This window comes from Streptomyces sp. NPDC023573 (assembly GCF_055559735.1).
Genome location: NZ_JBVHKB010000019.1, coordinates 26,941 through 44,644, shown reverse-complemented (window position 1 = coordinate 44,644; position 17,704 = coordinate 26,941). Strand labels below are relative to the sequence as shown.

Sequence of the window (17,704 nt, the reverse complement as noted above, 5' to 3'; positions counted from 1 at the left end):
CGGCCGAGCAGAGACTCAACTCCCCAGGCTTCGTCGACCGCTACAAGAGCGCCGCAGCCGCCTACCAGGACCAGCTGGAGACCAAGCGACGCGAGAGAGACAAGCGCAAGCGCCGCCAGGTCCTCAAAGCCGTCTCCTGACCGATCGCGGCAGTAGCCCGTGTGGCAGTGCGGCCCGGGTGAGCAGGAAGACTTCGCTCAGTCGGGAACGAGCTGTTCGATCGACTCCGATGCCGACGGCCGCCTACCGCCGGTACCGGAATTCCCCTCCCCAGGTGATCAGAAGCTGAGAGGGTTGGACCCGTACGCCCTTGGAGCCGAGGACAACGGGAGCGCCCGCATTGATCATCCTGGACGCGAACATCGTCAAAGGCACGTCCCTGCGGGGGCCTGTCGCGGACGTGCTCCGCGCTATCCGGGCCGCTGGCGTCGAGCGGGTCGCCACGCCATGGATAGCCGTCGAGGAGGTCGCCGCCCAACAGGCTCTCCTTTACGCGGAGAAGCACCAAGCGGCCATCGATGCGGTGAACAACCTCCGGAAGGCCACGCCCTGGGGCAACGTAGACCACCCCAAGAGGTTCCGGGCCGAGTACGTGCGCGACCACTGGCGGGAGCGGTACGCATCGATCACCGAGGTCCTGGAGACGCCGTACTCGGCCTACCAGGAGGCCCTGTTCCGGGAGGCGAACCAGATTGCCCCGTGCAAGGTGATCGACAGCGGCAGCTACAAGACCGGGGCCCGGGACGCCGCGATCTGGCTGACGGCGGTCGAGTACGCGAAGGCCCGCGAGGACGAGACCGTGTACTTCGTCAGCAGCGACTCGGACATGTCGAAGGGTGGGCAGCTGCATCCGGAGATGCAGCGGGACATCAGGGGTATGGAGGACCGGTTCCACTTCTTCACGTCTCTTGACGGTGTTGTCACGCAATTCGCCACGGAGGTGGAGGCAACCGCTGACGATGTATCGGCGCTCCTGGCTACCGAAGAGAGCCGCGTGGCAATCCTCGGCGCTGTACGGCGCGCGTCCAAGCGCTACGGGCGGATCGACGGTGCGGTGTTGGCTACGGACAACGAACGGCAATTGCTGAGGTTCAGCGTCGCCCGCCCCTACTGGTTCCCACAGGCGGTTGCCCTGGACAAGGTGCTGGAGGTCAGCGGCCGTGAGGTCGGTGGCAACCATTGGTTCACGGCCTGGGTGCGGTGGCTGCTCACGGAGGACCAGACGCTGGGGGGCGAGGTGCGCGAGATGGGGTACGCCTGGGAGACGCGGGTTCTGCTGAGCACAGCAGCGGACCAGCCTTTGACGGTCCTCGACTTCCGGCGGCCGGATCCGATTAGGTTTGAGGACATCCCTCACATGCCGGCGCCTACCAACCCGATGGAGGCCCTCGTGGCGAGCGTGGGCAAAGCCCAGGCCGATTCGCTGATGCGCATTCCGGCGATGCGGGCCCATCTGACCAGCATCATGGACAGCCCCGGGGCGGACGTGGAGACGAGGGAGGTGGTGTTCCGGCGCCTCATGGATGGCGCAGCATCCCGTGGCTTGAGCGAGGAGTACGCGGAGAACATCGCCAACCTGCCCGACGAGGCAGACGACAAGGAGTAGGGCGGGACTACCGGCGTCCTCCGCCCACTTGGCCGTCCCCGAAGCTGCGCCCATACCGGGAGGCGCCCCTCACGCTCCGCGTCGCGTTCGCCGGGGACCGCCGCAAGGTTCTCCGCCCACAGCGCCGTACAGACCGCGTCCCCCTTGTCAGGGGAGCGGCAGAGGCGGGTGACGACGACGTCCTCATTCTGCTCAACGGCGATTCTCGGCGAGACACCGGTCGTGACGTCCCACAAGCAGGTATACGCCATGCTCGGGATCGCCCGCCTGCCCAACCTCGCCCTGCGGGCAGAGGAATAAGTTGCGTGTTGTCAGCCTTGACACCGCAGCCCAGGCCGAGTGTTCGGCAACAGGTCAATTCCTTCTGTTCATTCTGTCCGCAGAGACCGCAGTCGCTCTGCGATGGCGTACGAGTCGAGCTGCAGGGTTCGGATGTCGGCGATCAGGTCGCGCCATGCTTCGAACTTGGTGTTGATTTGCTCCCCGTGCATGCCCAGGTAGGCGACGGCGACGCCGAACCCGTACAGCTCGTTGCGAGCAGGTAGCGGACGCAGGAGAACGCACTCTTCCAGCATCACAGCGGCCCGCCAGAAGGGGCCCGGGGTGTGCTGGTCGTGGCGGGGCGGGTCGGTCTTGTGCCGGGCGGCCAGGCCGGCGAACACGGAGTAGTCGTTGACGGCCAGGTCGTCCAGCAGGTCGGCCTGGCGCTCCAGGAACCAGCGGTAGTCGACGTAGTACTCGGCAGGCACAGGTCAGGCCGCCCGCGGAGCGAGCGCGGCCGCTGCGGGTTCGCCGTATTCGGCGTCGAATGCTCCAGCTGTCGCCGTGTCGCCGGTGACCCGGCGGAAGATCTCTGCACCCTCATTGAGCGCGCGCTCACGCCTCTTCTCCGCGGCCACCTGCGCCAGGTAGCCGTCCAGCGGAAGGCCTTCTGCGTCGGCCAGGGCCTGCAGCGTGTCCAGGGTGGTGTTGTCGATCTCGATGCCAGCCATGCGTCGAGTATGCCGCGCCCATCCGTACCAGGACCACCCACCACTACAGAAAACTGCGGGGGCGGGCTGGCCCCCGCCGCCGGCGCCCCGGCCGGGTGGTGCCGGACAGTACTGCGCCCCGCCCGCTGATCAAGCTTCTTGCGCCAGGCTGGCCTTATCGAGCAGGTTGCTCTTCGACATTCACGAGCCAGCTGATCGACAACTGACTCCGGAACTGTCCTTTGACAGCCAACCCAGTCGCTGCGTCATCCAACCCAGTCGATGCCGCCGACGTCGCAGGGACGACGGCTATTGTTCCCTCTGCCTGGCAGCTGACGGGCAAGGCGGAGAGGAGAGGCACCCATGGACGGCGAACTGGTCACCGCGATCGCCGCGACTGCGGTAAGTGTGGTCGCCACGGGCTATGCGGCAATGCAGGCGCACACAGCCAAGGGCGCCGCCCGTTCCGCCGAGGCCCAAGTGCACGCGGCCGAGGCCCAACTAGCACTGCTGCTGCGGCAGATCGAGGGAGAGGAAGCAGACCGCTTCGAGACCCGCGGGCCGGCGTTCAGCATCGAATCGGCCCACACGGACGAGTCCGACGTGAACGTGCCGCGCGGGAAGCTAGTGATCAAGCAGGACTCGGGTCCGCCACTCAGCTCGGTCACCGTCCGTGCGAATGGCACCGGGGTGGAGGGCATGCGGGGCGCGTACGACCCCGGCAACGGTTACTCGAACTACAGCCGGGAGCAGAGCATCGACATCGGGGCGATGGCTGTCGGCGGGACGCACGACGTCTACGTCGATCTGGACTATCAGACGCGCCGCACACGTATACAGCTCAGCCTGATGTGTCGGGATCAATCCGGCGACACCTGGCAGCGCGGCGTCGCCGCACAAGTCGAGCCGCTGCCCGAACCGCCGCGTGGGCGAGGCCGGGCGGTGCGGGGATGACCAGCTGCAAAACCGGCTCAGTCTCGCCCAGTGCGGATTCTACTCGCGGGAATCGTCACGGACCGTGGGACTGCGGTCGTCATCCGCCCGCCCTTCGCCGGACGTCAGTTCAGGAGGTTCGGTCCGCTGCTCGGGTTCCATCTGTCCTGCCCGCGGGGTAGTCCGCTTCAGCGCTGCGCGCAGTTCGTGGAGTGCGTTGATCACAGGAATGCAGGCGCGGATGAGCTCGGCCGTCGCGTTCGGGATGCGCGCGGCGGCGCCGAGGGTGATCACGATGCCGCCGATCACGGCCAGGATGGTTGTCAGAGTCACGGGTCCCCCCGAATCGCGGTATCCCAGGACGGTGTGCCTGGTGTGGGCGATCTCCGCATGGGAGCGACCGGTCCGGCGATTCCGGAGTTCTCGGAAGACATCGTCTGTGCTGGTGAGCGGGCTACGGTGGGTTTCCTGGTCCGGATCCGGACCGGGGAAGTAGCTGACCGGCGAGGGGAAGCACATGGTCGGAAGAGAATCAGGTCCGGCGTGCACCCGGGAGTCCTTCGCGCTCAGGCTGACTGAGTTGTTGAAAGTGTCCGACCTGACACACGAACGGGCTGCTGAGAAGGCGAAGCAGCGCCGCACCGCAGGGCGAGAGCAACTAAGAATTTCCGGGCGGCTCATCAGCTCGTGGAAACGGGGCCACCACCTGCCCTCGGAGTCAGCCGCGAAGTTGCTGGTCCGGGTACTGATAGAGCACGCACGACAACGAGGTACTCGCCCAGGTGATGTATCGGTCGACCTGTTGGATGAGGCGGCTTGGGAGAAGTGGTTGCGGGAAGCCAGCGCCGCATCATCCGCGCCTACCGGTGATGAGCCGGGGCCGCTTATAGGTGGGGACGAAGGAGTCGCGGGCACTCCCGGAGCAGCCATCCAGGACCACAACCCGCACGACCTCGGAGTCCACCCTTGCGAGCTCGGGCCGATACGGACGGAAACGGGGGCCAGGTCCGAGCCGCAGCAGGGGACGTCCTCACTGTCCGGCTACGTGCGACGGCCCCATGACGAGCAGTTGGCCGCCCTGGTCAACGCGGCTGCGTCCGGAGACAGCAGGATGGCGGTGCTGGTGGGCGGGTCCTCTACCGGGAAGACCCGCGCGTGCTGGGAAGCGATACAGCCCCTGGCATGTAAGGGGTGGCGGCTATGGCACCCCTACGATCCTTCCCACTCGGAAGCCGCGCTGGAAGGCATCGAACGAGTTGAGCCCCACACGGTGGTATGGCTCAACGAGGCCCAGCGCTATTTCGGTGCCGGACAAGAACGAGGTGGACGCATCGCCGCAGCGGTCCGCTCGCTTCTCTCGTCCCCCGCTCGCGGTCCAGTTCTGGTGTTGGCCACGCTCTGGCGCGACTTCGACGACGAGTACGCGGCCTTGCCCCGTGCGGGCGAGGAAGACCCACACGCTTCGGTTCGGGACCTTCTGGAAGGGCGGCGGATCTATCTGCCTTATGACTTCGACGACGATGCCCTCGGTGAAGCACATGACCTGGCTGCGGCTGGAGACCACCACCTTGCCCATGCCCTTGTGCACGTCCGTGAAGGGCGCCTGACGCAGCAGCTCGCCGGAGCACCCGAACTCGTGCGTCGCTATCTCACGGCTGCCCCGGAGGGCAGGGCGCTCCTTCAAGCCGCGATGGATGCGCGCCGTCTAGTCGTCGACCTCGCCCTGCCTGTCAGGTTCCTGGAACAGGCTGCAGAGGACTACCTGGCGGACGACGACTTCAACGTCCTCGCTGACGACTGGCTTGAACAGGCCCTTGGCGCTCTCGGCCGTCCGGTTCACGGAAACGTTGCCCCCCTGCGCCGTATCCGCCCGCGTACCGCCCGCCCAAGAGCAGCTGAAACCGCGACGCTGAGGCTGGCCGACTACCTTGAGGAGCACGGACGCCATGAGCGCAGCCAGCTCTGCCCGCCGGAATCGTTCTGGCATGCCGCTCATCTTCACCTGGTCGATCCGGACGATTTCGTGAAACTTGCCCGACAGGCGTACTCCCGTCTTCGCCTCCGCTGGGCAGAGCTCCTGTGGCGGAAGGCCGCCGAGGCCGGCGACACGGCAGCACTGACAAGAGTCGCCCAGATGCGGGACGAGCTCGGTGACTCCGCGGAGGCCGAGCTGTTGTGGCAGGAGGCCGCAGCAGCTGGCAACGGCGAGGCCCTGGCGCACCTCGCCCGTTGCAGGGAGGAAGCCAGCGAGGTCGTCGAGGCAGAGCGTCTTTACCGACTCGCCGCTGATGCCGGCCACGGAAGGGCACGCGCCTGGCTCATCAAACGGCAGGAAGAGGACGGGGACGCTACCGCACGGGCCCGGCTCGACGCGCTAGCTGCTGGCTCCGGCGACAACGTTGACTTGGCCGACATCGAAGCCCACATCTACCTCGCCCTTGAGCAAGTGGATACCCGTGCCTTGGCCCACTACATCACCGCCCGAGACGCCGCCAACGGGGATTCCGAGGCGCGCGCCTGGTTCGTCGAGGAGGCCCTGAAAGTCGGTGACCTTGCGGAGGTCGAACGACTTCTGCAAGTACTCGCCGATGCGGGGGACACCGTGACGACGAGCCGTCTGGAGTGGCGCTGGGGGGTGACCGGAGACCGTGCAGAGGCCGAACGGCGCATGCGCCTCGCTGCCGACGCCGGCGACGATGAGTCGCGAACCGAATGGGCCAAGTGGAACCGAGGCGAGTTGGAATCCCTGTGGCCCTACGGCCTCGAACCCGACGGCACCCCCTCGGAGCAGTGGTGACTGCATCGGCTCAGTCCTGATGCCGTCACGGGTTCCGTGTGCCGAGGGCTCATAGAACCCGCCGGGGATCCGTTCTGGGTACCGGAATCAACGGCACAGCCAGGTGCGTCCGCGCGAACTCTCAGGTCTGCCTACCACCCGCAGGCTCCGGCGCACCAGCCTTCCGGACGGCGTGGCAGCGATGCCTTCTGTCCGAACAAGTTCGTCGAAGGTGCCAGTCGGGCCGAACTAGAGCGGGCGGCGGCGCAGGGCTTTCTCAAGGTCCAGCGCACGTTGTACTCGAAGGCGAGCTTGCGGTCACCGAGCCGTGTGGGGCTCGTCATTCAACGTGGTCGATGCAGTTCAGAGCGAGCCAGCCGACAAACTTCGTTGTCACCGGACAGGAACCGGTCGACAATCGCTGTTCCTTGAGATGCACGAAGCCACGCCAGGGCCTGTTCCCTCCCACACCATGCAGGGGGCAGCGCTCCTCAAGGTGTGGAGTGCGCAGCGAGGCTGGTGGCGAGCCATGCGGCGAGGGCAGCGGTGGCAGCCGGGTCGAGATGGGCGAGACGGCCGGTAAAGGGGAGCTCGGTTACGTCGGCTGGGGTCCCGGTGCGGGCGAGGGCGGAGAGCAGCGCTGCGTGGGCGCGTACAGCTGCGGGCAGGGTGGCGGTGGCCGCGGTGCGTGTAGCGGGATCCGTGTAGTGGCCGCTGTGGTCGGCGAGGGCTTGGGCGAGCCAGGCGTCGACGTTCTCGATCCGCCAGTCCCCCCGCTGTGCGAGATGGTCCCGGGCGGCTTCGTCACCAGCCTGGCTCACCATCGTGGTGCCTGGGGAGCTGGCTTGCTGGGCCAGCTCGTCGGCCCTCTCGGCAATGCGCCGCTGCACCTCGAGCTCGGCCTGCACGGCGTCCTGGCGGCGCTGCTCGATCGCGAGCTCCTCCTGGACGAAGGGGTCGGTGTCCGGCGTGTAGGGGGCCGTGGTGCCGGCGAGCAGCTGCTCGATGCGCTCCCACTCGGCGAGCACCGCTGCGCCGCGGCCTCCGTCGTCGGCTGACTCCTCGTGTCGTAGGTCCAGGCGGCGGTCGAGGCGCGCGCATTCGAGGGCGACGAGGACGTCCGCGTGGGTGAGGCCTGTCGCCCTGCGTCGCGCCGAGGAGCGGCCGGCTGTCATGGGGTCGACGCGGGGGCGAGGGGCGGCTGTTGTCGTCCGGCTTCGTGGGATGCGGGAGTGCCAGCGGTGGGGGGCGGGGGTGGTCATAGCGTCTCCGTGGTGGTTGGGGAAAGGGGTGCCGGGCGCGATCCTGGAATCGAGTGCTTTCCGTCCGGGGTTCTGGTTTATCGCATTTCGTCGTTTCGGGTGCTGGAGAGTCGAATTAATTCATTCGACCTTGCGAAATCAGGCGTCTTTCAGGGCCTTCATCGTGCCCTGGGCCCCGTCGGGGTCGACGCGGTGCCGACCTGCCGTCGTGTCCAGGACGGTCGGCGTGGAGGTGGCTGAGAGGTGGCCTCGGATGGTCATACGCCCAGGTCCCCCGGCCTGTTGGGCTTGTGTGTCGGCAGGTAGGGGGTGTGGAGTTCGGTGGCCTCACAGGGTGGATCTGAGGGCTGTAACGCATTTCTCCTCTGACATCCTCTCCACAGGCGCTCCGCTTAGAAAGTTTTCTTGTCGTCTTTATGGTCTGACGTGTAAGCTGTCCTTATGAGTGATGACGTGTGGGTCGATGACGGCGAGCGGGAGGAGGGCGTCGGCTTCGTGACGGCGCTTCAGGACCTGCTGTGGGCCGAGGCTAAGCGGCGTGAGGGCATCCCTGCGGAGGGGCATCCGCACAGCGTGGACGCCCTGCGTCCGGAGTCGCCCGCGGCCCGGCGTCTGCATCTGCGGCACCTGGAGGTCGCCGCCGAGTGCGGTGAGATCGCCGAACGGGTGATGAAGGAGGCTGCGGCACGCTCCGGGCGGGCGGGGGCGAGCTACCCGGAGATGGGGACGGCGGCGAGGATCACGCGGCAGAGCGCGCGGAACCGGTGGCCGCAGGCCGTGGGCACCCGCTGGACCCTGCACACCCTGACCGGGCGCCAGCCCCCGCACGGGAGGGACACCGTGATGACGCGGAGCAGGGAGAAGGCCGTCATCACCGGCTGGGACGCGGTCCGCAAGGGCGACGCCGCCACCGGCGGTGTTCTCGCCGCCGTGGTCAGCGACTCCGAGCACCGTGTGGTGTGGGCGTCTCTTTTCGATCCCGCCGAGTACGACGCCGTCGTCGTTGAAGTCCCCGACGACCTGGTCGACATCCCCGCCGACGGCGAAGCCCACCAGGCGTGGGCCGACCGGTGGGCCCTGTTCGTGGCTGCGGAGATCGAGCGCCGGACCGTGCGCGCATGAGCACCCCCTTAGCGACGGAGGCCTCCCCCGTGAGCAAGCTGGTTCTGCGTTCTCATCAGCGCGAAGCCCTCGACGCGATCCTGCGCGCCCTGGAGCTGGCGCCCGGGACCCGTCTCCCGGCCCGCGGCTTGCGTACCCAGGTCATCATGGCGACCGGCTCGGGCAAGACCCTCGTCGCCGCCCGGAGCGCGGATGAACTCCAGGCCGGCCGCGTCCTGGTCATCGTCCCCTCCCTGGATCTGCTGACCCAGACCGAGCAGGCCTGGCGGGACAGCGGCCGCACCGGACCCATGCTGGGCATCTCCTCGCTCCGTGGCGAGGAGGCGTCCTTCCCGAACACCACGGATGCCACCGAGCTTGTGGAGTGGACCCGCAACCTGGACAAGGTGACGGTCTTCGCAACGTACGCCTCCCTTGGCCTGGGCACTCTGGAGCGCGCCCACCAGGCGGGCCTGGGCGGCTGGGATCTGATCGTCGTGGACGAAGCCCACCGCACGTCCGGCCGGTTCGGGAAGCCGTGGGCCGTCGTTCACGACAACCAGCGCATCCCCGCCGCCCGGCGCCTCTACATGACCGCGACGCCCCGGGTGTGGCAGCTCGACGAGGACACCCCGGGCAGGCCCGGGGAGCTCGTGGCGAGCATGGAGGACGACCCCGACGGCCCGTTCGGCAGCAGGGCCTACACCCTCACCTTGTCCGACGCCGTGAGCTGGGGAATCTGTGCCCGTTACCAGGTCGTCTGTGTCGACGTCACCGACACCGAGTACCAGGACACGCTGCGCCCGGGCAGTACGGCCAGTGCCGAGGAGGTGCGCGGGGCGAGGATCGCCGCCCTGCAGACCGCCCTGGTGAAGGCCTCCGCTGAGGAAGGCTTCAAGCGCACCCTGACCTTCCACCACCTGGTCAAGGAAGCCGAAGCGTTCTCCACCGGTCTGCCCGACGTCGCCGCCCGCCTGCACAAGGACGATCCGGAGCTCTACCCGAACACCATCTGGGCCGAGTGGCTGTCCGGGGAGCACAGCCCGATTCAGCGTGCCCGGGTCCTGGACGAGTTCGCCACCGGCATCGCCGGCGACGGCACCGTCGTGGAGAAAAGCTACCTCGGCTCAGTGAAGGTCCTCGGGGAAGGCGTCGACACCCGCGACTGCGACAGCGTGTACTTCGCTGACGTGCGCGGCTCCATGCCCGACCTCGTCCAGGCCGTCGGCCGTGCCCTGCGGATGCAGCCCGGCGAGGGCAAGACCGCCTCCCTCGTCGTTCCCATCCTCTTCAAGCCCGGCGAGAGCGCCCACAACATGCTCACCAGCAAAGCGTACGGAGACCTCGCCAAACTCCTCGAAGCCCTCCGCGCCCACGACGCCCGCGTGGTGGAAGTGCTCGGCCAGGCACCCTCCCCCACCCGCACCGAGACCTCGGACGCCAACGAGGTGGACGACGTCGACACCGACCACGGGGACGGCGACGACGCGCAGGAGCCGAGTGCCGGGGCCCGGGAGCTGCTGAAGTTCAGCACCCCCCGCGATCCCGCGGTCCTGGCAGCGTTCATCAAGCTGCGGATCCTGGACCCCGAACACGAGCACTGGCGCAGGGGGATCGAAGCCTGCGTCCTCTACACCAGCCTGCATGGCGGGCTGCGCGTGCCCTTCACCTTCCGCGTCCCCGGCACCCAGGAAACCGAGGGCCTCGATACCCGGCAGGACACGGTCGGTGAGACAGGTTGGCCGGCGTCGCTGGCCGGGTTCCCGCTCGGGCAGTGGATCGCCGACGCCCGCCGCCAGTACGCCCGCGGCACCATGCCGGACGACCGCATCGACCAGCTCGAGAAGCTCGGCATGATCTGGTCCACCATCGACATCGCCTGGGAAGAAGGCCTCTCCGCAGCCCGCGCCTGGGCACGGCTGCACGGCCACCTCCTCGCACCCCTGGACGCCACCTACGAAGGAGCGAAGGTCGGCATCTTCCTCAAGAACGCCCGCGCCGCCGCCCGCCGCGCCCACGACAACCAACACCGCGAAGCCGAAGGACTCCCCCCTGACACCACCGGCTGGGCCCTGTCCGAGGAACGGCGCGAGCAACTGGAGGAGATCGACGCATCCTGGTGCCCGGCCTGGCCCGTCACCTGGCAGCGCACCTTCCACCTCACCCGCCTCCACCTCGAAGCAGGCGAACCCCTCCCCACCCGGCCCGGGCAGGCCCTGGCCCAGGGCGAGGACCTCGGCCGCTGGGTCCAATCGGTCCGCACCGGGTGGGACAAGCTCACCGGGGCGCAGCAGTGGATGTGTGATCAGGTTCTGGGCATCGAGCCGGCCGAGGAAGCTGAGAAGCCCAAGGCCTCGATGAGCCAGGCCCAGAAGTGGGCGATGCACCTTGCCGCCGCCAGGCAGTTCTTCGAGCGGGAAGGCCACCTGAAGGTGTCCCGGAAGCACATCGAGACCATCACCTTGCCCGACACCGATGATGCCCAGGCAGAGGTGCGTGCCCTCAAGCTTGGCGCGTGGGTCGCGAACCAGCGATCTCGGGCGGCGACGCTGACCCCTGGCCGGGTGGAGCAGTTGTCCGCCGTCGGGATGCGGTGGACGTGACGGGCGCCGTCGCCACCGCAGCCGCCGCGCTCGCCGCCGGCTACTTGCTCGGGCGACTGCGCCCGTGGCAGCGACTGCGCGACGGGGCGGCCGATGAGGTCCGCTTCACCGGGGCGTGGGGCCGGGGCGCCGCCGCCCGCCAGGCCGGCCGTCGCCCCTGGTCCACGCCGTCACCGCGCCGCGCACCAGCTGGCGCATCATGCGCGCCCCCGCCACCGAGACGCAGGCGCCCACGCCCGTACGCGATCCGGACTGGGTCGCCAACCGCACCCACCACGACAAGGGAGGCACCTCGTGAGCACCGGGTTGCGCCCGCGAGTGGGCCATGACTGCAGCGACCGCGCTCAGGCGCCACCGGCGACGGGATCCAGCATTGCGTCGACAATGTCGGCCGACATTGCGCGCCGGGCAATGCCGATGAGATTGCCCACGAGTGCAGCAAGGCAACTAAAACGCCATCGCGAATCTCGAATGTGCAATACCGTGAGTACAGACCGAGTGCACTACATAGTGCGTTAGGTAGGCGGTACGCGGCGGAAACCGGTGATCAGTCAGATTCCGCCACGCACCCTCGTCACGGAGCGCCGGGCTAGCTGGAGAGCCAGATCATCAGGTTGATGGTGAGATCCATCGCTGCGATGATCAGGGCCCAGTGGCCCGGCGGTTCGTTGTCGTTGATCATTGCTACTCCGGTGTGGCCTCTTTGGCGAACATTGCTGCAGCCGGGCGGGCCGGTCCTCCCGACCTAGGTGCGGGAGAACATCGGATAGCGGTGACGGCGAACTAACCGTGAGCTACCGACTCTAGATGCCTTGTCAGCCGGTCGGGCGATTTCACGGCTTTTCGCTTCGTCAGTGCTCTCGGAGCGGAGGCTGGGTCACGAGGGCAGGCCAAGCTGTGGCACCGGGTCTATGGCTTGCTCTGATTCAGGCGGCAGCCAGGTGGCCACGACTGTGCGAGTCACGCCCGCATCCTTCATCGCCCGGGCTCGATGATTGCCGTTGGTGTAGGTGGCGTTGTCTCCAAGGTGCGGCACTATGGCGACGCTCGGTTCGAGCAAGGACTGGAGCGCTACGAGGTCCTGGTTGCTGGTGCCGAGCTCTCTGGCCATGGCCATGAACTGCTCGGAGATATCGTGCTCCGTCTTCCCGCCGGCCCGCGCGTCCTCGACCAGCTGGATCGCCAGCTCACTGACTTTCGACCAGTCCTGCTGGTGGTACCAACAGCAGGATGTGCGCCTGAGGAAGCGGTTGAGGATGCGGCGGAGAGGGGTCATGCAGGCTTCCCGGAACGGGGTTGGTTCGGGAAGGTCAGCAACGTCCATGACCACGTACTGCAGTCGCTCCTCCGGAGGGGCCGGGTGGGGGACGTATCGCTCACCGCGGGTCCCGTCGACCGGCGTGCCGACCAGCGTGGCGAGCTGGTCCCCAGTGATCTGCAGCCACCCGGCGACTTGGAGATCGAAGCGGCCATCCACGCGGAAGGGAACCAGGTCGAACTCGTCAGCGGAGTGCTGCTCGTCCGGCTCGACGTAGTGCTGGATCCAGATTGGCGGCTCCGGATCATCCGGGGCATGGAGCTCCCACACGCGGGAGGCGTAGCGCTCGGCCGCGTTCGTCAGGCTGGTTCCCTCGTCGGGTGTCTGCGTGACTACCGCTACGGGTCGGTGGCCTGGAGCGGTGAAGAGCTGGAGGCGGAAGGTGCAGGGGATGCCGCAGACCTTGCCGGCCGTGAACATGTGATCGTCCACCGTCCGCTCGCGGAGAGCCGCGTGGGCGAGCAGGGTGTCCGCGGCACTGGGTTCGCTGTCCGGGCGCCGTGTGTGTGGTGACTGGTCGGGCAAGAGGGTCCTCCGTGCTGGCAGTGGCTGTTCAGACGGTGCGCAGAACGGATACGACCTTGCCGAGGATGGTCGCCTCCTCGCCGGGGATCGGCTGGTAGGCGGGGTTGTGGGGCATCAGCCACACCTGGCCGTTGGCGCGGCGCAGGCGCTTCACGGTCGCTTCGCCGTTCAGCATTGCCGCGACGATGTCGCCGTGGTCGGCCGAGTCGGCCTGGCGCACGACGACGGTGTCGCCATCGCAGATGGCAGCGCCGAGCATGCTGTCCCCTACCACGGTGAGTGCGAAGAGGTGTCCTTCACCGACCAGCTGCCTGGGGAGGGACAGGACGTCTTCGATGGTCTCTTCGGCGAGGATCGGGTGGCCTGCGGCGATCCGGCCGACGAGCGGGACGTGGGCCATGGCCGGCTCGGCCGATGTCGGTGCCTCGGGGAACCCTTCGGTCCAGCGCGTACGGATCCGGTAGGCGCGAGGCCGGTGAGGATCCCGGTAGAGCACGCCCTTGCCTTCGAGCGCCGTCAGCTGATGGGCGACGGACGAGGTGCTCCTGAGCTTCACCGCCTGGCCGATCTCCCTCATCGACGGCGGGTAGCCCTGCCTTGCCACTTCCCGCTCGATGAAGTCCACGATGGCCGACTGGCGCCCGGTGAGCTCTCCATCGTCGGCCCGTGTCCTGGGCGGCCTACCGCGACGCGGTGCGGCTTCGACGGCATCCATGTGGTGCTCCCCCCCCCTGCGGGATCTTGCTTCAAGGGGACACTAACTCGCCAACCAGCACATAGGGAACGCCCTGTCGGTAACTGCTGGTGGAGCAGGGTTCCCGCTCGGTGAGCGCAGCGGCCGGTCTCACAGCACTCGCACCCGCAGGACGTACGGCCGTCCGGTGCTGATGGCCTCGGCCTGCTCGCGCAGATCGGCCGGGGTGAACTCCAGCAGCGACTCCTCGGCGGCCCGGCGCAGCAAGGGCAGGATGTCGGTGGCGGGGCGGCCGCGGTGGCTTTCGGCGAGGCGCTCGAAGGCGTGCTGGTAGGAGGCGCCATGGGTGCTGGTGCTGTCGGCCAGCAGCCGGTCCAGGTGCTGGCCCTTCATCTTGATCTCGCCCATGATCCGCTCCTTCGTCGTGCGGTCCCGTCCTCATCGGGTACCTGCTTACGACGGTACGAGCGGGGTCTGACAACGGAGCCACCCCCGAGTACCTCCGCCGTGTGGAGAGGCCCGGGGGCGGCTGGGGGCTGTGCTACTTCGCGACCTCGTATTGCACGGTGGTGTCGGGGCAGGCTTCAGCGAGATTGAGAAGCGCGGCGCGTTCCTTGTCGTCGGCGGTCAGGCTCCAGCGGAGCTTGGTGCCGGTCCAGTCGGCCGCGTAGGTGCAGTGAGCGGCGTCGGCCGGTGGCAGCCACGTGGCGGGGTCCTTGTCGGACTTGGACCGGTTGCTCTTCGAGGTGACCGCGACCAGGGACCGTTCGGCGCCGAGGTCGTTGGCGTAGGCCTGGCGGCGCTCGGCGGTCCAGTCGTAGGCGCCGCTGTCCCAGGCTTCGGCGAGCGGGACCATGTGGTCGATGTCCAGCTTCCGGGCCTCGGTCACCTCGATGTCGTCGTAGTACGAGAGCCACACCCCGCCGGTGAGCGCGCAGCGCTCTCCCTGTTCCGGTTTCGTGGTCGCTTCCTTGAGGAGGACCTCGGCTCGGGTTTCGCAGTCGTCGTCGTCCTCGTCGATCCAGTGCCTGAAGCTGTCGCGCTCGTACCCGTCCCGCTTCTCGACCCCGTCCGGGATCTTCGCGATGGCGTTGGCGAGTGTGAGGGCGCCTTCGGCGGGTCCGCCGCCGGCCGCGCCGGACGGCGCTGCCGAGGACGGGGAGCCTGCGGCTCCGGAGGGTTTCGAGTCAGTGCTATCCGCGGCCTGGGGGTTGCACCCGGCCAGGGACGCTGCGAGCAGGACGGCGGCGACGACCGACGGGAGACGACGAAGGTTCACAGGCGGGCTCCATGATGGGCGCGGCGATACCCGCTCATGTTGGCAGCTCAGTAAGCGCACTGACAGATGGTCATGTGTGCTGGGCGTAGCCAGATCGGGCACACACCTGGTGCTGTGTGGCTTGGTCTGGGCCGACAGATGGGTGCGCAGGCGCAGAGTTTAAGGGGGGGGTCGGTCAGGAGTCCGGGATCTGGCGGCCCGGGCACGTGCCAGAGGCGGGTCTGTTCCACGCAGCTGGTTTCCCGGTGCGCCGCAGCGACGCGCAGTCCCATCCGGCCGAACCGGAGCTCGGCGACGACGAGCGGAGAACCCACGATCCGGGCGGAGCCTGGCTCCTCGCAGGCACAGTGTGAGGAGCCGGTCCGGACCGTGAAGGACGCGGCCTGCGGGGCGCGGTCCTCGCGGCCGTCCCGTACTGCGATCACCGGCCGGGACGCGCCGACGCCGTTCACGACCGGGGGCCGGATCTCGTTGTGATTAGTGAGGGCGAACCCGGTCCCAACCCCGGGACTGATAGGCCCCCATGTCGAGGTGTCGCGTACTCACCCACCACGGCCCCGCTCTGGCGGGGCCCGTGGCATGATCTGCGCATGATCAAGGGGTGGGGGGCCGCCGCGAGCATCACGTTCGCTATCGCGGCCACAGTAGGAGTATCAGGGTGCAGCGGAGACGCCGACGCGAAGAAGCCGGCGGCCCCGACCGCCGCGGCGCTGAGCTTCAGCAAGGCATCCACGGCGTTCCGGGACGTCGCGGCGAACGCGTACCTGGACGACGTGTGCACCACGGAGGCCGGGACCTGCTGGAACAAGATGAACACCATCGTCAACTCGGCCCGCGACCTACGGAAGGCGATGAACGCCGAGAAGAGTGTGGGCGCGGACTTCTGGACCGGGGCGTACACGCTGATCGACACCATGGAGAAGGGACTCGTCGTCGGCGAAGACCTGGGCGCCAACACCTCGACGGGTCTGGACATGACGAACCGGGACGACATCTTCGGTTCGGCGCACAACCTGGTGGATTGGCTCGACGTCCACCCGATCGAGTAGCCGTCGCCGACTAGGCCGCGGTGTCGGCGTACAGCGCGACGAGCGTGTCGTTGCTCAGCCGGGCCCGGATCTTGGCCGCCACGTCCGGGCCCACCGTCTCCAGGAGGTTCGTCACGGTCTCCTCGGTATCGCGGGGCGGAAGTCACTGACATCTCAGCTGTCGGCGCCCATTGCATCCTCACGTCGCCCAACACTCGTGCCCTCCTGGCCCTACCCGGCGAGCAACGGGTGCGCCCGTGGCTGCGGGGGTGGCTGGGCAGGGAAGCGCAAGGGCCGCCCGGAAAACCGGGCGGCCCTTGCGCTTCCCTGCCCAGCCTATGGGGCGTCGGTGAGCTCTTCGATCCGGTCGGCCAGGTGCTGGGCGGGGCTCAGCACTCTGCTGTAGCCGGATTCTTCGACTGCGTCGACCTTGAGGGCGCGGACGGCGGCGCGTAGGGCGTCGCGGTGGATGAGTTGGTGGCGGGTGGGTGTGCGGGGGACGGGGTTGTCAAAGGTGGCGGCTTCCAGGGCCCAGTGGTCGGCGTCGCGGAGTTCGCCGCGGGAGAGGTGGTAGAGGTGGAGGCAGTAGGCGGAGGTTGCGTTGCCGACGCCGGCGGAGAACTGCCACCAGAAGCGGGCGCCTTCGCGTTCGTCGACGAGGAACAGCAGGGAGGCGAAGCGGAGTGCGCCGTCCTCGTCGATGCCTTCGTGGGCGAGCTGGGAGACGTGTTCGGCGGCGTCGCGGTGGTGCAGGAGGTGGGCGGAGAGGGTGGCGAGTCGTCTGCTGGCCTGGTCGTGGAGGGTGGGGAACTGGCCGGCGGGGGCGGGCTGCGCGCCGAACATCATGGAGGCGGTGACGTCGCGGACGATTTCCTGCTTGAGGTCGGCGAGGTCTTCGTCGGTGAACGGGTCGGGGTATCCAGCACCGCCGAGAACGTCGTGGATGCTGCGCATTGTGTTACTCCTTCTCATTCTCGTCGGCAGCCGAGTCAGGTGACAGGGCGAGTTTGATGGCGATCCGTTCGCGGGCTAACCGCCGGTGGGAGCGGACGGTGTCGGGCTTGATGCCCATGAGGCGGGCGATCTTGGGTGAGGAGTAGCCCAGGACGTAGTGCATGACGATGACGTCGTACTGCCGCTCGGGCAGACCGGCTATCGCGGTGTAGAGGCCGAGCGCGGACTCCATCACCGCGAACTGGCGCCGCATCATCTCCAGAGTGGCGCGAGCGGCCTGCTGGAAGGCTGCGGTCTGCACCATCTGGGAAGTCTGGCCTCCCAGCCGCAGGTGGGTCTCCACCCGCTGCTTGAGCAGCTTCCAGGCGTACGCCTCGGGGCTTTCCTGTTTCAGCACGTTCGCCCAGTTCAGAGCGAGGTGGGAGTAGCAGCGCCGGACGACCGCCTTGGCGGCATCTTTGTCGCCGAGCATCGTATGCGCGTACCGCAGGTGGGCGCGGGCATAGAGGTCGTAGAACGCCTCCTGGTCCGGAGTCATCCGGTACTCGATGCCCTTCAGGTTGTTGATCTCTTCCAGGAAGCTGGAACGGGGGAGTTCGTACTGGGCTCCCGGTCCGTCAGGCTCCCCCTGTGACGAGGTGGTGGACATGTGCC

General features: G+C 68.0%; 18 protein-coding genes. 7 read left to right on the top strand and 11 right to left on the bottom strand.

Going from position 1 to position 17,704, the window contains the following annotated elements; translation table 11 throughout:
• The first annotated feature begins 340 nt into the window (after window positions 1-340).
• On the top strand, window positions 341-1,606 hold the full coding sequence (locus tag ACZ32T_RS35640) for a PIN domain-containing protein (RefSeq protein WP_467371605.1): 1,266 nt from the start codon (window positions 341-343) through the stop codon (window positions 1,604-1,606).
• A 368-nt stretch (window positions 1,607-1,974) separates the two neighbouring features.
• Here the strand turns inward: ACZ32T_RS35640 and ACZ32T_RS35635 are convergent, their stop codons facing one another.
• Together ACZ32T_RS35635 and ACZ32T_RS35630 are read right to left on the bottom strand one after the other, a co-directional pair.
• Window positions 1,975-2,355: a toxin Doc gene (locus ACZ32T_RS35635; protein WP_467371603.1), complete on the bottom strand. Its 381-nt coding sequence runs from the start codon at window positions 2,353-2,355 to the stop codon at window positions 1,975-1,977.
• 3 nt (window positions 2,356-2,358) lie between these two features.
• Window positions 2,359-2,598, bottom strand: a complete 240-nt coding sequence (locus ACZ32T_RS35630) for an antitoxin MazE7 (RefSeq protein WP_467371601.1) — start codon at window positions 2,596-2,598, stop codon at window positions 2,359-2,361.
• A 342-nt stretch (window positions 2,599-2,940) separates the two neighbouring features.
• On the opposite strand from ACZ32T_RS35630, the gene ACZ32T_RS35625 reads away from it, so the two are divergent.
• Window positions 2,941-3,531 carry a hypothetical protein gene (locus ACZ32T_RS35625; protein WP_467371599.1) on the top strand — a complete coding sequence of 197 codons (591 nt, stop codon included), beginning with the start codon at window positions 2,941-2,943 and terminating at the stop codon, window positions 3,529-3,531.
• Between the two features lie 39 nt (window positions 3,532-3,570).
• On the opposite strand, the gene ACZ32T_RS35620 is transcribed toward ACZ32T_RS35625, so the two are convergent.
• A complete protein-coding gene (locus tag ACZ32T_RS35620) occupies window positions 3,571-3,843 on the bottom strand; it encodes a hypothetical protein (RefSeq protein ID WP_467371597.1) in 273 nt (90 codons plus the stop codon).
• Window positions 3,844-4,621: 778 nt separating this feature from the next.
• Here ACZ32T_RS35620 and ACZ32T_RS35615 point away from each other — a divergent pair.
• A complete protein-coding gene (locus tag ACZ32T_RS35615) occupies window positions 4,622-6,307 on the top strand; it encodes a hypothetical protein (RefSeq protein ID WP_467371595.1) in 1,686 nt (561 codons plus the stop codon).
• A 470-nt stretch (window positions 6,308-6,777) separates the two neighbouring features.
• Here the strand turns inward: ACZ32T_RS35615 and ACZ32T_RS35610 are convergent, their stop codons facing one another.
• Window positions 6,778-7,461: a hypothetical protein gene (locus tag ACZ32T_RS35610; protein ID WP_467371593.1), complete on the bottom strand. Its 684-nt coding sequence runs from the start codon at window positions 7,459-7,461 to the stop codon at window positions 6,778-6,780.
• Window positions 7,462-7,686: 225 nt separating this feature from the next.
• Window positions 7,687-7,809 carry a hypothetical protein gene (locus tag ACZ32T_RS35605; RefSeq protein ID WP_467371591.1) on the bottom strand — a complete coding sequence of 41 codons (123 nt, stop codon included), beginning with the start codon at window positions 7,807-7,809 and terminating at the stop codon, window positions 7,687-7,689.
• Window positions 7,810-7,989: 180 nt separating this feature from the next.
• Between ACZ32T_RS35605 and ACZ32T_RS35600 the strand changes: the two genes are divergently transcribed.
• The 3 genes from ACZ32T_RS35600 (at window position 7,990) to ACZ32T_RS35590 (ending at window position 11,550) form a co-directional block, all read left to right on the top strand.
• Window positions 7,990-8,670: a hypothetical protein gene (locus ACZ32T_RS35600; RefSeq protein ID WP_467371589.1), complete on the top strand. Its 681-nt coding sequence runs from the start codon at window positions 7,990-7,992 to the stop codon at window positions 8,668-8,670.
• Window positions 8,667-11,252, top strand: a complete 2,586-nt coding sequence (locus ACZ32T_RS35595) for a helicase associated domain-containing protein (protein WP_467371587.1) — start codon at window positions 8,667-8,669, stop codon at window positions 11,250-11,252. The genes ACZ32T_RS35600 and ACZ32T_RS35595 overlap by 4 nt, the downstream gene beginning before the upstream one ends.
• 115 nt (window positions 11,253-11,367) lie before the next feature.
• Window positions 11,368-11,550, top strand: a complete 183-nt coding sequence (locus tag ACZ32T_RS35590; RefSeq protein ID WP_467371585.1) for a hypothetical protein — start codon at window positions 11,368-11,370, stop codon at window positions 11,548-11,550.
• A gap of 579 nt (window positions 11,551-12,129) precedes the next feature.
• Here the strand turns inward: ACZ32T_RS35590 and ACZ32T_RS35585 are convergent.
• The 4 genes from ACZ32T_RS35585 to ACZ32T_RS35570 form a co-directional block, all read right to left on the bottom strand.
• Window positions 12,130-13,095 (bottom strand): hypothetical protein, encoded by a 966-nt coding sequence (locus tag ACZ32T_RS35585; RefSeq protein WP_467371583.1) that lies wholly within the window; start codon window positions 13,093-13,095, stop codon window positions 12,130-12,132.
• Between the two features lie 28 nt (window positions 13,096-13,123).
• On the bottom strand, window positions 13,124-13,810 hold the full coding sequence (gene lexA / locus ACZ32T_RS35580) for a transcriptional repressor LexA (protein WP_467371581.1): 687 nt from the start codon (window positions 13,808-13,810) through the stop codon (window positions 13,124-13,126).
• A 129-nt stretch (window positions 13,811-13,939) separates the two neighbouring features.
• Complete coding sequence (locus tag ACZ32T_RS35575) at window positions 13,940-14,197, bottom strand: hypothetical protein (RefSeq protein WP_467371579.1); 258 nt, start codon at window positions 14,195-14,197, stop codon at window positions 13,940-13,942.
• Between the two features lie 133 nt (window positions 14,198-14,330).
• Complete coding sequence (locus tag ACZ32T_RS35570; RefSeq protein WP_467371577.1) at window positions 14,331-15,068, bottom strand: HNH endonuclease family protein; 738 nt, start codon at window positions 15,066-15,068, stop codon at window positions 14,331-14,333.
• A 590-nt stretch (window positions 15,069-15,658) separates the two neighbouring features.
• Between ACZ32T_RS35570 and ACZ32T_RS35565 the strand changes: the two genes are divergently transcribed.
• A complete protein-coding gene (locus ACZ32T_RS35565; RefSeq protein WP_467371575.1) occupies window positions 15,659-16,117 on the top strand; it encodes a hypothetical protein in 459 nt (152 codons plus the stop codon).
• 315 nt (window positions 16,118-16,432) lie between these two features.
• Here the strand turns inward: ACZ32T_RS35565 and ACZ32T_RS35560 are convergent, their stop codons facing one another.
• Both ACZ32T_RS35560 and ACZ32T_RS35555 read right to left on the bottom strand, forming a co-directional pair.
• Window positions 16,433-17,050: a hypothetical protein gene (locus ACZ32T_RS35560; RefSeq protein WP_467371573.1), complete on the bottom strand. Its 618-nt coding sequence runs from the start codon at window positions 17,048-17,050 to the stop codon at window positions 16,433-16,435.
• Window positions 17,051-17,054: 4 nt separating this feature from the next.
• A complete protein-coding gene (locus ACZ32T_RS35555; RefSeq protein ID WP_467371571.1) occupies window positions 17,055-17,699 on the bottom strand; it encodes an RNA polymerase sigma factor in 645 nt (214 codons plus the stop codon).
• Window positions 17,700-17,704: the final 5 nt, after the last annotated feature.